The sequence below is a fragment of the Desulfurobacterium sp. genome, assembly GCF_027028515.1.
Taxonomy (GTDB): Bacteria; Aquificota; Aquificia; order Desulfurobacteriales; family Desulfurobacteriaceae; genus Desulfurobacterium_A.
Window position 1 is genome coordinate 1 of the sequence record NZ_JALVIW010000032.1, and the last position, 14,621, is coordinate 14,621.

The following is a 14,621-nucleotide window of genomic DNA, read 5'->3' on the forward strand; positions in this document are numbered from 1 at the left end:
GTGACATTGAATCCTTTAAAAAACTCTTTGGCAACGGTTCTCACCTTGGTATGAACATAAAATACACAATTCAGGAAAAACCTAATGGTTTAGCTGAAGGACTCGTTCTTGCTGAAGATTTCATTGGCAACGATAACATATGCTATATGTTAGGTGATAACATTTTTTATGGTCATGACCTTGTCCGTATTATGAAAGACGCGAAAAAAGAAATTGAAACGGGTGGTGGTGCCTATGTTTTTGGCTACTACGTTAAAGATCCTGAAAGATTCGGAATAGTTGAGTTTGATGAGGAAGGTAACGTCAAATCTATAGAGGAAAAACCAAAGAACCCTAAATCCAACTATGCCGTAGTTGGTATGTACTTTTACGATAACAGGGCCGTTGAAATAGCAAAGAACGTTAGACCTTCAGAAAGAGGGGAACTTGAGATAACATCTGTTAACGAGAAATACCTTAAAGACGGAAAATTAAAAGTAAAACTTCTTGGCCGTGGTTTTGCCTGGTTCGATGCAGGTACCCATGACAGTTTTCTTGAAGCAGGTGAATTTGTAGCCACCATAGAGAAGAAAACCGGTCTGATGGTTGGATGTATAGAAGAGATAGCCTTCAACAATGGATGGATAACGAAGGAAGAACTTATTAAACTGGCGGAACCGCTAAGAAAAACTGAATATGGAAAATATCTAATGGAACTTGCGAAAAAACCTTGATTTGTTACGGGAAATCAACAGTGGGAAAGTTTCTTTACAGAGTGAGTGAAGGATTTTTTCTCTTTTTAGGCACCTTTATTACAGCTCTTCCTTCAGGTGAACTATTGGGCTTCCCCGTCAAAACAATATTCGCAGCTTTGTTGTTAATAATTTTCATCATTTATGCAGTCAAGTTCAACATAAAAATCAGCCAAAACACTATTTTATCCATTCTGCTTTTTGCAGAATTTCTAACTTTCTATTTATTTATTGGCTATATTAACTTCGGTTACACATCTATTAAAGAATTTAAATTAATGTTTGTTACTTTTTATCTCTCAATAATTATTTATTGGTTCATTTCCCTGGCATTCTCGCTAAACACTCTTGTTAAAATGTTTCGATTATCAATCCTTGTTTTGTTTTGCATAAAGTTTATTGCCTATTATAAAGTATTAAAATACCATGATGCTCAACTGCTATTAAATTTTTTTAAAACTTATTTTTCGACAAATGTTATCACCATGAAATTACCATTTAACCTGTATAGAGTTTACTTACCAACTGACATAATCGCAGCATTCTACCCTTTTATCATTTCCTGGTTTCTTAAAAAGAAAATGGCTGTTCTTAACAAAAAAGAATTCCTTCTGCTTTTTCTTTGTGCATTTATCGTTTTTAGCGGTTTTTCAAGATACCTGATAGTGGTCTTTCTAACAGGTTTAGCACTAATGCTGTATTACTCAAACTTAAATAAGAAATACATCGGTGCATTTGCCGCCATTATGTTGTTTATTTCCACAATTTTCAGTAAAGCACTTTTATCATTTTTAAAACTTAGATTCCTGTCGAAAGCCACAAAAGCATCGGACATGGTTAGGCTACAACAGACAGCAGTTATTCTCGACTTATTTAAAAAATCACCTCTCTTAGGTTCAGGCATAGGTGCATTTAGTTATCGCTGTATTCGATCTTTAACAAATCCTTTTTCCTATGAAGAGCAAATCCTTTCCTTTTTCCCAAAATTTGGAGTTTTAGGAATGGCAATATTCTTTACACTCATCATATATGTTTTCACTAAATTCCTTAAAAGAAGAGAGCTGTTCTCTATCCTCTATCTTGCTCTATTCTTATTTTCAGGCTGGTTCAATCCTTATCTCTACTCATCAACAGTTGTCTTGCTTTACGTATTTATTTTTGTTCTACTTAACAGTGAAAACAAATTTGAAAGGAGGAATCATGCCGTTTGAATTTTTAAAGACAGAAATCTCTGAAGTTATTATTGTTAAACCCCGTGTTTTTGGTGATGAAAGAGGATTTTTCTTGGAAACCTACAAAAAATCTGACTTTACTAAAGCAGGAATAAACGGAGAGTTTGTTCAGGATAACCATTCAAAATCCAGAAAAGGCGTTCTACGAGGTCTTCATTATCAAGCAAAACCTAAAATGCAGGGGAAACTGGTCAGATGCATAAAGGGCAGAATTTTTGATGTTGCTGTTGATATAAGAGAAGGAAGTCCTACTTTTGGAAAGTGGGTCGGCGTGGAACTTTCCGAGGAAAACAAGCTTATGCTCTGGATACCTGAAGGTTTCGCTCACGGTTTCCTGACACTTTCCGAAGAAGCAGAGATCGTTTACAAAGTATCCGGTTCGGAATACTCACCGGAACATGACAGAAGCATTAGATGGAACGACCCACAAATAGGTATTGAATGGCCCATTGATAAAGAACCTTTACTATCCGAAAAAGATAGGAACGCTCCATTTCTGCAAGAAGCAGAACTACTTTAAAACATAACTTTACTTCACGGAGGCATTATGAAAATACTGGTAACAGGCGGAGCTGGTTTTATCGGAAGTGAGTTCGTTAGACAGGCTATTAAAAGAGGCATTGAAACTGTGGTTGTTGATAAACTTACCTATGCAGGCGACCTTGAAAGGTTGAAAGAGGTCAAAGATGAAATCACCTTCTATAAATGTGATATCAACAATTGTGAGTTTCTTGAGGATATTTTTAAAAGAGAAAAACCCGATGTTGTTGTTCACTGGGCAGCTGAAAGTCACGTAGATAGAAGTATTCTTGATGCTTCACCCTTTATAGAAGCCAACGTCAGAGGAACACAAACTTTACTTGATGTCGCGAAGAATAATGATACGGAACTTTTCATCAATATAGCTACAGATGAGGTCTATGGCGAACTTGGAGAAGAAGGGCAGTTTTTTGAAACGACACCTTTAAATCCAAATTCTCCGTACTCTGCAAGTAAAGCTTCTGCAGACATGCTTGGAAGAGCCTACTACAGAACCTATGGTCTCCCTGTCATTACAGTCCGTCCATCAAATAACTACGGCTACTGGCAGTACCCTGAAAAACTTATTCCCGTGGTTATCCTGAAAGCTCTAAACAATGAACCAATCCCTGTCTATGGAACAGGGCAAAATGTAAGAGAGTGGCTCTTCGTTTCAGACTGTTCTGAAGCGGTCTTTTCCATAATAGAAAAAGGGAAACCTGGGGAAATCTATAATGTCGGAAGTGGAGAAGAGAAACGAAACATAGAAGTCGTGAAAGCAATCCTTTCTCTTTTAAACAAACCTGAAGAGTTAATTACATTTGTAAAAGACAGGCCCGGCCACGATTTCCGTTACTCTCTAAATACAGAAAAAATAGAAAAAGAACTTGGCTGGAAGGCAAAGGTTAAGTTTGAGGAAGGCATAGAGAAGACAGTTAAATGGTATCTTGATAATATTGACTGGGTGAATCGAAAATTAGATTATTTGAAAGCCTATTGGCAAAAAGTCTATTCAGAATAACCTCTTCCCGGAGAAAGATATGCGTAAGTATGTATCGGCCGTGATTCTGCTATTTTGTGACTTGATTGTTTTTTACGCTTCGTTATTAGCAGCGTACATTTTAAGACTCTGGCTTAGCGATAAATTCCTGCCTCATTACTATATGACTTTTGGCAAACTGCTTTCACTATGGTGGTTTCCGATAGCTTACATATTTTCTTTCTGGATTCAGGGACTTTACACTTCAAGATTTCCATTCTGGGAAGAGGTTAAAAGAATAATAAAAGCTGTAAGCTTTGCAACAATAATAATACTTTCTGTTGTGTCTCTTGGAAGGTTAAGTGAGCACGTTTCAAGAACCACAGTAGTTATCCTGTGGATGATTTCTATTCCAATATTTGCTGTTAGTAGAAAATTTCTCAAAGCATTACTATACAGACTTTCCCTGTGGAAGCAAGAAGCAACTGCTGTTGGTAACAGAGAATTCATAGATAAAATTAAAGAAATCTTTGACAAAGATCACTTTATGGGATATCACGTAAATAAAGGAATAGAAATTTCCCCGTCTAATTTCTCGTACGAAAAGGAATTATTAGATCTTGAGGCTGATACACTTATCGTTGCCATTCCGGACAGCTTTGAGGGTGATACTGAAAAGTTTCTTGCTAAAATTCATAAATCTGCCAGAAATGTTCTTTTCGTTCCTGATATTAAAGGACTGGCTTTTTTAAACTCCGAACTTTATCCTCTATTTTTTTCTGAAATGTTTCTACTGTCCGTAAAAAATAATTTAAAATACTTTACCAATAGATTTTTAAAAAGATTATTTGATTTAACTGTTTCCATCCTACTGCTACCCATTCTCATTCCTATTATTACCATTATTGCTATATTGATAAAATTTGATTCTGAAGGCCCGGTATTTTTCGTCCATAATAGAGTAGGTAAAGATGGAAAAATAATAGGTGTAATAAAATTTAGAACTATGTATAAAGATGCCCAGCAGAGATTGGAAAAATTACTTGCCGAAAATGAAGAGATAAGGAAAGAATGGGAAACCTACTTCAAATTAAAAAACGATCCCAGAATCACAAAAGTTGGAAAATTTTTAAGAAAAACATCTCTTGATGAACTTCCTCAGATTTTCAACGTTCTTAAAGGGGATATGAGTCTCGTTGGCCCAAGGCCTGTAGTTAAGGAAGAGATAGAAAAGTACTACAAAGATTTTGCCCAATATTACTACCTTGTAAAACCAGGAATAACCGGTCTATGGCAGGTAAGCGGAAGGAGTGATACCGATTACGATAAACGTGTAAGATTGGATACCTGGTATGTACTTAACTGGTCTCTCTGGCTTGATATAATCATTCTTATAAAAACGGTTAAGGCAGTTTTGAAGAAGGAAGGTGCTTACTGACAGGTAATTATCTGATTTCCGTAGCAGTCCTGATAAACTGCCTTTCTCCCTCTGTCAATTTTTTATCCCGCATCCATGTTATTGTCAAAGGAAGAAGAATTTTAAACCATTCTTTCCCCTGAAGTTTCTCTCTGTGTCTGTAACAAAAGTAGATAATATTCATCCTCGTTTTAAGCGGTAAATTCCATCTAAACGCAACTTTTTTTATGTAATTTTCCACTTCGCAAAAGAGATCTTCAGGAATTTCTATTTTCGAAAATGCGGCAATTATATAGTCTATGTAAGGTATCATTTTAGCATCTTTAAATGAAGCAATCCTCACCATCGTCAAAAGTTCATTTATAAATGTCCTCATTTCATAACTGTTCAGGTTCATTTCCGTAAGCGTCTCTATAATTTTCACACCAGTAACATCTCTCTTCCTGAAATCTTTCCTCAGTTCGAATAGCAATTCTTTGAAGCTCCTGCGTTTTACAGGTAAATCTTCTATCTCTGAATAACTCTTTCCGTTATATTTAGTTTTCATCCTGTGAAAAGAAATTCTATTCTTACAATTAATAACTTCTTTTTTAAGTAGCTCTTGAGAATTTACAATTTCTGGCGGTAAACCGAAAATCCTCTCTACTGTTTCCCTGTATAGGTTGGCAATCCTTCCTATTATTGCAATTTTTTTGATAATAGGTTTTTCTCTCTTTTCCTCTTCATAGGCGTAAAGAGCATTAACTATAGCCGATGATAAGTCTGTAATCTCTGGCGTAAATTCACCAAAGTTAACCTGTCCCGCCAAAGGAGTAAGAGCCATTTTTACTTCTTCATCACTGACTCTTCTTTGGTAGTTTTCTTCTTTAACGCAAATTTCATCACTCCGTTTAAGAAGAACTCTTGCCCCCATTGCTCTGAACTTATCAAGATATTTTCCTCTTTTTCCTTCCTTTCTCAGAGATACATTGGAAATTTTCATATCCCTCAAAAATCGGTTAAAGAGATAATTGCCGAATACGTCAATGAAGTTGAATTCTCCAATGTTGATAACCGATAAAAAATTACCCCCAATCGATAAAGATGTCTCTCTATAACCAATATTTATTACAAGCGTTTCTTCTGTAAACAGATTAAAGTCATAAAAAATGTTTATGTCATTTTTCTTCTTGCCTAAAATCGTTTTTAAGCTTTCTCTTATTATAAATGTGGGTTTTCCATAAGTATATCCAGGAAGTATTACTCTTTCTATTTTCTGATTTTTAATACCGAAAAGTGCAAATTCCAAAATATCAGAGGCATCATAATAAATATCGTTTATAAATACGTAATCTTTTTCTTTCAATGCATCAAGAAGGCCAAGTAGCTTTTTCTTCACTTCTACAGGAATAGAGTCATAAGAAACGTTTACCTCTTTAAGAAAAAGATCTTTAAGTTTAAAAGTTCTTTCATCTGCGTAAGATTCAGGATACCCCAGATAAAGTCTCAAAGGTAAATAACCTCCCTATTGGCCGCATGCTCTTTGTGGTGTTTTCCAGGATAACCGTGTATTAAAATTGTTTTTTCAGGTCTGAGAATTCTTCTGATTTTTTCAAGATCTTCTCTTTTTGAATGTGCTGACAGATGATGCTTTAAAATTTCACATTTGAATTGCTTAAATTGATGGCGGTTTTTCATAAGTTTAAATCCAAAACTTTCCTCAGATAAATAACCGCTGAATATTATGCCGTTTTTCCCTCTTTTTCCTATGATTTTTGCATAGGCGTGAGAAGGTGTATTTTCCATCAACATTCCTGAAGTTGAAACAATTATGTCAGCCTCTCTTATATTTTCTTCACATGCCTCCTCAAATGACAGTCCCTCGTATCTTGGTGCCGGTTGTATGTAAAAATTGAAAAATTCCCTGTCGATATTATGTTCGTAAATGTTACATATCTCCCTGGCAAGACCATCAACGTAAACATTAACAGGAGGAATTTCACCGCTTTTTATGCCTTCCTTAATAATAGAAATTATCTCTTGTGCTCTTCCTAAAGCAAATACAGGAATAAGAATTTTTCCCTTTCTACTAAGAATACGGCTTATACTTTCCTCTAATGTTTCGCCAGAAGTTTTTTCGGTTTTTGTATAGTAATAGGTGCTTTCCATAATCAGATAGTCAATCTTTTCTTCCGGTAAAACAGCACCTTTTACTGTTATCTGGTCTTTCAACGAAATATCACCTGTATGAAACAGCGTTTTCCCTTCCCATTTCATTAAAACAGCAGCTGCACCAAGTATGTGTCCCGCAGGGTACAGAGTGATCTCAATGTTGTCTATCACTATCGATGAGAAAAAATCCTTTCTTTCTATCCTTAAAAACGCTTCGTCAAACAGTTTATATTCAGATGTTGCTTCCTCCTCTATCCCAATGTACCTAACCTTTATAGCATCTTCCACCATTACCGATAAAAGTTCTGCTGTCTCAAATGTTGTATATACGGGTGTTTCTGGATAGAAGCTGGATATTATGTGAAAAGCACCGCAGTGATCTATATGAGCATGAGTTATTATTATAGCGTCAAGTTCAGGCGCAAGCGTTTTTAAAAACTCAGGATCCGGATACGGTTCTTCTGGATTAAACCTTATTCCAAAGTCTATCAGTATATTTTTTCCACCTATCATATAGAGATAGGCACTTGCACCTATCTCATTTCCGCCACCAAGAGGAATCATCATATCCATGGCAAATTAATTTAATCCCTTTGAACATTTTTGGAAGAGTACTTTCCCCTAAATCCACTGTTTCTTTCTGAAATATACCATGAAGGCCATACTCATAAGTACCATCATTCCCGTTACTATAAAAAGACCAATATGAGAATCGGCAAACGGAAGGTCAACAATGTTCATACCGTAGTATCCAGAAATCATCGTAATTGGTGCAAATACGGTCATAATGATAGTGAGAGTTTTCATTATATCGTTCAGCTTGAACTCTACAAGAGAGGAAAATACAGAGAATATATTCTGGAGCATTTCGTGAAGCGTATCTATGTGATCATAAAGCATCACAAGTTCATCAGCAAGATCCCTTAAATAGTGAATACTCTTTAGAAGTACAAAAACGTAGTTTTCAAAAGTTTCCGCTTTAGGCCTGTCTTCAAAAGTAGCATCTTCAAGAGACAGCTCATTTATTTTCAGCTTCTCAAGAAGGAAATCCTCTATCTCTTCATCTAAGTTGCGAAAATGTATCCATATCGGTCGTTTTTCAATAGCACGATAGAGCTGAGCAACATCCAAAGTGTCCGTTTCAATTCCATTGTCTGTTTTAAACAAAAGCCAGCACTTTCCCATAACCTACTTCCTGTCAAAGAATATGTTTTTTCCACTTACGGACAACGGTATGCCATATCCCACTTTTATTTTTTCAGGAACAAATCCACCTTCTATTGCTGCTTTTCCAAAGGAAAACATTATTCTGTTATCTATGTGGTGTAGTGAGGCCATGGATACAGCCGAGCCAATGGCTATCCCTAAATCACCTGTTGCAAAGGCACAGTGTATCCCTCTTGAAAGCGCATCTTCACAGTTTTTTGCACCACAAAATCCACAGTTTGGCACTCTCCTTGGTGTTATAGCTGTTCCTATGAACACCACACACACTGCGTCAAAAACGTTTTCGGCATCTCTTATAAAAAAGGGAATGTTTTTTTCTCTACCTATCGTAGCCATGAGTTCTGCCACTTCATCTTTTTTTGAACCTGTAAACACCTCAACGTGTAAAAGATTAATACCTTTGCCTTTCGGTGCGGTGATTGCAGCAGCACACATCATTTCAGCTATGGATAAAACGGTTTTTGAGATAAATTCCATAAAAACCTCCATTAAAGCCTTTGCAATCAAAACTAATTATACCCTATTTGTTAATCTCCATACGATTTCACTATTAAAACAAAAAGAGTATAATATTTGTCAAATCAGGTATGGAGTGTTTTGATGGTTTTGAAAGGAAAATTTTCTTCTTATCAAGAGTTTTTCGACCTGATAAAGCTGGTTACACAGATGAAGATGACAATTAATTTATGCCTTACTCATGAAAAAGATGGAAAGCGTCTCTTCCTCTCTTTTAAAGAAGGGGCACTTGTGGCTCTTGAATGTGACTGCAAAGAGTCCGTTTTGCTGTACTTCAACTTTATGAACAACAAAATTCCTGTTGAAAGTTTTATAAAGGCAACCATATTTATGTTTCTTATAGATTTTGAAGATGTCTTTTTCGAAACAGTTACAAAAGAAAAAGAGGAAATGTTTAAGATTCAGGATTTTGAAACGTTATTTTTAGATGTTATAAGGGAAGTTGACGAGATCAGAGATTTTCCAGACAATGAAAATATTAATGTCAACGTAAAAGACTTTCACCTTGAAAGTGTGGAAGAGGTTTTGTTGCTTGGTTATCTTCTATCAGGTTACTCTCTATACCAGGCCATATTTTCAATGGGAAAAGTCAAAAAATTCTTAGATGCATACAAAAGTTTAAGGAATAAAGGAATTATATCTTAACTTAAAATGAAAAATTCCTTCACATAAACGTTTTCAGGATATTAAAATTTAAAAGCATGCTCAAATTGCAAGGCTTCCTTTTTAAAGAGGAAGCCCGATAAAATCTGATAAAAATTCAAATATTGAATAACTACTCTTCATCAACTTCAACTGATATTTTAAGATCCGCAAGCTGTTCCGGCCTAACGCTATCTGGAGCACCCGTAAGTAAACATTGCCCTCTTTGTGTTTTTGGAAACGCTATTACATCTCTTATAGATTCTTCACCTCTCATAATTGTACACAACCTATCCAGTCCAAATGCCATGCCACCGTGAGGAGGCGCACCGTAATGCAGAGCTTCTAATAAAAAGCCAAACCTATCGTTTGCTTCTTCCTCTGACATACCTATTACTTTAAATACCTTTTTCTGAATATCCGGTCTGTGAATACGGATACTTCCCCCACCTATTTCAACACCGTTCAGCACCATATCATAAGCTCTGGCTCTTACACTTCCCGGTTCCACTTCAAGCTTTTCTACGTCTTCCTCTTTAGGACTTGTAAATGGATGGTGAAGAGCTTCCCATCTGTTCTCTTCCTCATTCCACTCAAACATAGGAAAATCTGTAATCCAAAGGATATTAATCTTGCTATCATCAATAAAGCCGGCCATCTTTCCAAGTTTAAGCCTCAAGTTAGAAAGTGCGTGGTTTGTAACCTCAGCTGTATCAGCTACGAAAAAGAGAATATCGCCCGGTTCAGCTTCGAGTCTTTTCAAAATTTCATTTATTTCACCCTCGGTAAAAAACTTGACAATCGGCGATTGAAGACCGTCCGGCTGAACTTTAATCCAGGCAAGCCCTTTCGCACCATAAATTCCAACAAATTTTGTAAGTTCGTCGATCTCTTTTCTTGAGAGAGAAGCACCACCTTTTAAATTTAAGGCTTTAACTATACCGCCATTTTCCGCAACCGTTCTAAAAACTTTAAAATTACAACTTTTAGCTATATCGGTAAGGTTTTTAAGTTCCAGCCCAAATCTCGTATCCGGTCTGTCCGTTCCGAATCTCTCCATAGCTTCATCGTAAGACATAACCGGAAAAGGTGTCTCGATTTCGATATCAAGTAGTTCCTTATAAACTGTTTTTATAAGCTTTTCTGCAAAGGACATTACATCTTTTTCTCTCACAAAAGACATCTCAAAATCTATCTGAGTAAATTCAGGCTGTCTATCCGCTCTTAAATCTTCATCCCTAAAGCACTTCACTATCTGAAAGTATTTATCGAATCCTGAAATCATAAGTATCTGTTTAAAAAGCTGTGGTGACTGGGGAAGAGCGTAAAACTTCCCGGGATATATTCTGCTTGGTACGAGAAAATCTCTTGCTCCTTCAGGCGTGCTCTTTGTAAGAAATGGCGTCTCTATTTCAATAAATCCCTCTTTATCAAAAACCCTTCTAACAGTCTGATAAAGTTTATGGCGAAAAATGATGTTCTCCTGCATTTTCCTTCTTCTCAGGTCAAGAAACCTATATTTAAGCCTCGTATCTTCACCTACCTTTATCTCATCTTCAACAGGGAACGGCAACGGCAAAGAACGATTAAGTACTTTTAACTCTTCAACATAAACTTCTATTTTTCCCGTTGAGATTTTGGGATTCTCCGTCCCCTCCGGTCTTCTTCTCACCTTTCCCTTTACAGCAAGAACATATTCATCTTTTATCTTCTTTGCCTTTTCTGTAAGCTCTTCGTCTATTTCGGGACTAATAACAACTTGAACCTTTCCCGTTCTATCTCTCAAATCTATAAATACAACGCCACCATGGTCTCTGGTAGAATCAACCCATCCGGCGAGGCAAACCTCTTCACCAATGTTTTTCTCATCAAGTTCACCACAGTAGTGACTTCTTTCAAAATCGCCAAAGTGATCCAACATCACGATACCTCTCTTACGAAAATTTTTCAGCGCTAATTATACTCTTTATTCAACTCTCTCCCAACCTGACTGTTGATTTCGCCATTCTTTTTCTCTCGCTTATATCAAGGTACCTTTTCCGGATTCTGATGCTCTCAGGCGTAACTTCCACAAGTTCGTCCTCTTCTATCCACTCAAGGGCCTTTTCCAGTGTCATTTCAGCCGGCGGAACAAGTTTTATCGCATCGTCACTTCCAGCAGCCCTAACGTTAGTTAACTTCTTCCCTTTTATAGGATTCACATCTATATCACCACTCCGATTATGTTCACCAATTACCATTCCTGCATAAACTTTGTCTCCGGGCTTAACAAACAGTTTTCCCCTCTCCTGAAGGTTGTAGAGAGCGTAACCGGCCGCCTCACCATTGGCCATTGAAACCATCGCACCGTTTCCACGTCTGTAAGGAATGCCTCTAAACTCCCTATATTCAAGGAAAGAACTGTTCATTATCCCTTCACCTTTTGTATCGGTTAAAAACTCGCTTCTGTAGCCGATAAGGCCTCTTGAGGGAATCTCAAACTCTATCCTTGTTCTTCCATTTCCCATAGGCATCATGGTAACCATTTCAGCCTTTCTCTTCCCAAGCTTTTCTATAACCGTCCCCACAAAATCATCCGGAACATCAACAACAAGAAGTTCAAAGGGTTCAAGATGCTTTCCGTTTTCTTCTTTAACAATAACCTGTGGTCTGCTTATGGAAAATTCGTAACCTTCTCTCCTCAGATTTTCGGCAAGAATACATATCTGAAGTTCTCCCCTTCCTGAAACCCTGAACTTACCCTCACCTATTTCCTCAAACTTCATGGCGATGTTTGTTCTTGCCTCTTTCACAAGACGATCTTTAAGCTTTGTTGCAGTAACGTACTTACCTTCCGTTCCAAAAAGTGGTGAATCGTTCACACTCAGGTAAACGCTAAGTGTTGGTTCCTCTATATGCAGAGGCTCAAGAGGTTCGGGGTGTTCAACATCCACCACGGTATCACCGATATCAATTGTGTCAAAACCGGCGAAAGCAACAATATCACCACATACAGCCTCATCTATCTCAATCCTTTCAAGTCCTTTAAAACCAATAAGCTTTGTAATCCTTCCATTCATGGTCTCGCCATTCTTTTTAAGCAGCAAAACGTTTTGTCCTTTTTTAACCCTTCCGTTAAAAATCCTTGCTATTGCTATCCTTCCAACATAGTTATCGTAATCAAGCGTAAAAGCCTGCATCTGGAGAGGAGCATCTTCGCTTCCGGAAGGTGCTGGAACGTGAGAAATTATCGTTTCAAAAAGAGGTTTAAGGTCAAGATTGTCATCACCTAAATCATACTTTGCATAACCGTCTCTTGCGGCAGCGTAAAGCACTGGAAAATCAAGCTGTTCATCAGTGGCATCCAAATTGACAAAAAGGTCAAAAACCTCATCAACAACCCTATCAGGTTCTGCTGCCGGTTTATCTATTTTATTAACAACAACTATCGGTTTAAGCCCAAGAGAAAGAGCTTTTTTAACGACAAATTTCGTCTGAGGCATAACTCCTTCCTGTGCATCTACAAGGAGGAGAACGCCATCAACCATTTTTAAAACACGTTCAACTTCTCCGCCAAAATCTGAGTGTCCCGGCGTGTCAATGATATTTATCTTGTAATCACCGTAGTAGATAGCCGTGTTTTTTGAAAGGATAGTTATTCCCCTCTCTTTCTCTATGTCATTGCTATCCATTACCCTTTCGCCAAAATCCTTTCTCTCGTTTAAAGTACCACTCTGTTTTAAAAGTTCATCAACCAGAGTGGTTTTTCCATGATCAACGTGAGCTATAACAGCAATATTCCTTATTTCCATCGTTTCACCTCTTTATGGTTTAGACGGCTAAATATACCCGGAAAAAGTAAGAAGTCAAATAGTATAATTTCCCAATAATCAGACCAAAAACAGGGAGAGAGAAATGTTTGAACTACCAAAACACATAAAAGAAGTACACGTTTATGAACCGGGAAAACCTATCGAAGAACTTGAAAAAGAGTTAGGAATAAAAAACATCGTAAAACTTGCCTCAAATGAAAACCCTTTAGGCCCTTCACCAAAAGGCGTTCAGGCTATAATTGAAGACCTTAAGAACCTGAACCGTTATCCTGACGGAAACTCTTACTACCTTAAAAAGGCACTGGCACAGCACCTAAACGTGAAACCTGAAAACATCTTCGTCGGGCTTGGCTCAAATGAGGCGTTAGATATCATCTCAAGAGCTTACCTTCGCCCTGGAAAAAATGCCGTTTATAGTGAAAAGTCTTTCGCAGTCTATCAGATAGTTGTTCAACTTGCCGGTGCACAGCATAAAGTTGTCAAGGCAAAAGACAATTACTACATGGATTTAAAAGCCCACCTTGACGCTATAGACGAAAACACCGCTGTTGTTTTTCTTGCAAACCCAAACAACCCAACAGGAACTGCATTCACAAAGAAAGAGTTTGAAGAATTTTTGAAGGAATTTCCTGATGATGTTCTTTTAGTCCTCGACGAAGCTTACTATGAGTACGCCGTTGGTGCTGGACTTGATGTCGAAAACGGCGTTGAGTACATCTACGACAAAAACATCTTAGTAACGCGAACCTTTTCAAAGATATACGGCCTTGCAGGACTGAGACTTGGTTATGGGGTTGCAAAAGAAGAGATAATAGCGGACATGAACAGAATAAGACAGCCATTTAATATTACCAGGCCTTCTCAGATTGCAGGCGTAGCGGCATTAGAAGACAAAATGTTTATAAAACAGTCCCAGGTTGTTAACGAAGAAGGAAAAAAGTACCTCTATAAAGAATTTGAAAAGTTGGGATTAAATTATGTTCCCACATATGCAAACTTTATTTTGGTAGACGTTGGACTTCCTACAAGGGAAGTATTCAGAAGGCTTCTTGAAAAAGGTGTAATTGTGAGGGCAATGGACGGTTACGGTTTCCCAACCTGTATAAGGGTAACCATCGGAACAATGAAAGAAAACATCATGTTCATTGATAAACTTAAAGAAGTCCTTGAAGAGATGAAAAAATAAGGGGGAAACGATGGAATATCACGTAAAGGATCTTTCACTTGCAGACAAAGGAAGGGACAGAATAGAGTGGGCAGAGATGGACATGCCCGTTCTAAGGAAAGAAATAAGAGAACGCTTTATAAAAGAGCAGCCCCTTAAAGGGATAAAGCTTGGTGTGTGCCTTCACGTTACAACAGAAACGGCAAACCTTGTGAGAACACTCAAAGAGG

At 37.4% G+C, this 14,621-nt stretch carries 14 protein-coding genes; 8 read left to right on the forward strand and 6 right to left on the reverse strand.

Annotation, left to right across the window (positions count from 1 at the left end; all coding sequences use genetic code 11):
* The 5 genes from MV676_RS02820 to wbaP all read left to right on the forward strand — a co-directional run.
* The coding region (locus MV676_RS02820) for a sugar phosphate nucleotidyltransferase (protein ID WP_297445082.1) at positions 1–713 on the forward strand (713 nt) is incomplete at its 5' end.
* Positions 714–1,216: 503 nt separating this feature from the next.
* A complete protein-coding gene (locus MV676_RS02825; RefSeq protein ID WP_297445083.1) occupies positions 1,217–1,942 on the forward strand; it encodes an O-antigen ligase family protein in 726 nt (241 codons plus the stop codon).
* Positions 1,932–2,483: a dTDP-4-dehydrorhamnose 3,5-epimerase gene (gene rfbC / locus MV676_RS02830; RefSeq protein WP_297445084.1), complete on the forward strand. Its 552-nt coding sequence runs from the start codon at positions 1,932–1,934 to the stop codon at positions 2,481–2,483. The genes MV676_RS02825 and rfbC overlap by 11 nt, the downstream gene beginning before the upstream one ends.
* 27 nt (positions 2,484–2,510) lie before the next feature.
* On the forward strand, positions 2,511–3,503 hold the full coding sequence (rfbB, locus tag MV676_RS02835) for a dTDP-glucose 4,6-dehydratase (RefSeq protein ID WP_297445085.1): 993 nt from the start codon (positions 2,511–2,513) through the stop codon (positions 3,501–3,503).
* A gap of 19 nt (positions 3,504–3,522) precedes the next feature.
* Complete coding sequence (gene wbaP / locus MV676_RS02840) at positions 3,523–4,899, forward strand: undecaprenyl-phosphate galactose phosphotransferase WbaP (RefSeq protein ID WP_297445086.1); 1,377 nt, start codon at positions 3,523–3,525, stop codon at positions 4,897–4,899.
* Between the two features lie 7 nt (positions 4,900–4,906).
* Here the strand turns inward: wbaP and MV676_RS02845 are convergent, their stop codons facing one another.
* The 4 genes from MV676_RS02845 to MV676_RS02860 are packed head-to-tail and all read right to left on the reverse strand — an operon-like array spanning position 4,907 to position 8,733.
* Positions 4,907–6,367, reverse strand: coding sequence for a hypothetical protein (locus tag MV676_RS02845; protein ID WP_297445087.1), 1,461 nt, complete (start codon positions 6,365–6,367; stop codon positions 4,907–4,909).
* Positions 6,364–7,602 (reverse strand): MBL fold metallo-hydrolase, encoded by a 1,239-nt coding sequence (locus tag MV676_RS02850; RefSeq protein ID WP_022846470.1) that lies wholly within the window; start codon positions 7,600–7,602, stop codon positions 6,364–6,366. Before MV676_RS02850 ends, MV676_RS02845 begins: the two co-directional genes overlap by 4 nt.
* A 48-nt stretch (positions 7,603–7,650) precedes the next feature.
* On the reverse strand, positions 7,651–8,214 hold the full coding sequence (locus tag MV676_RS02855) for a CorA family divalent cation transporter (RefSeq protein ID WP_297445088.1): 564 nt from the start codon (positions 8,212–8,214) through the stop codon (positions 7,651–7,653).
* A gap of 3 nt (positions 8,215–8,217) precedes the next feature.
* Entirely contained in the window at positions 8,218–8,733 is a 516-nt protein-coding gene (locus MV676_RS02860; protein WP_022846468.1) for a DUF2148 domain-containing protein, read from the reverse strand.
* A gap of 123 nt (positions 8,734–8,856) precedes the next feature.
* On the opposite strand from MV676_RS02860, the gene MV676_RS02865 reads away from it, so the two are divergent.
* Positions 8,857–9,417: a hypothetical protein gene (locus MV676_RS02865; protein ID WP_297445090.1), complete on the forward strand. Its 561-nt coding sequence runs from the start codon at positions 8,857–8,859 to the stop codon at positions 9,415–9,417.
* A 130-nt stretch (positions 9,418–9,547) separates the two neighbouring features.
* Here the strand turns inward: MV676_RS02865 and aspS are convergent, their stop codons facing one another.
* A complete protein-coding gene (gene aspS / locus MV676_RS02870; protein ID WP_297445092.1) occupies positions 9,548–11,335 on the reverse strand; it encodes an aspartate--tRNA ligase in 1,788 nt (595 codons plus the stop codon).
* 49 nt (positions 11,336–11,384) lie between these two features.
* The gene (gene typA / locus MV676_RS02875; RefSeq protein WP_297445094.1) at positions 11,385–13,205 is read right to left on the reverse strand and encodes a translational GTPase TypA; all 1,821 of its coding nucleotides are present in this window, start codon (positions 13,203–13,205) and stop codon (positions 11,385–11,387) included.
* Between the two features lie 103 nt (positions 13,206–13,308).
* Between typA and hisC the strand changes: the two genes are divergently transcribed.
* Both hisC and MV676_RS02885 read left to right on the forward strand, forming a co-directional pair.
* Positions 13,309–14,412 carry a histidinol-phosphate transaminase gene (gene hisC, locus MV676_RS02880; RefSeq protein ID WP_297445096.1) on the forward strand — a complete coding sequence of 368 codons (1,104 nt, stop codon included), beginning with the start codon at positions 13,309–13,311 and terminating at the stop codon, positions 14,410–14,412.
* A 10-nt stretch (positions 14,413–14,422) separates the two neighbouring features.
* On the forward strand, positions 14,423–14,621 hold a 199-nt coding region (locus MV676_RS02885), incomplete at its 3' end, for an adenosylhomocysteinase (protein ID WP_297445099.1).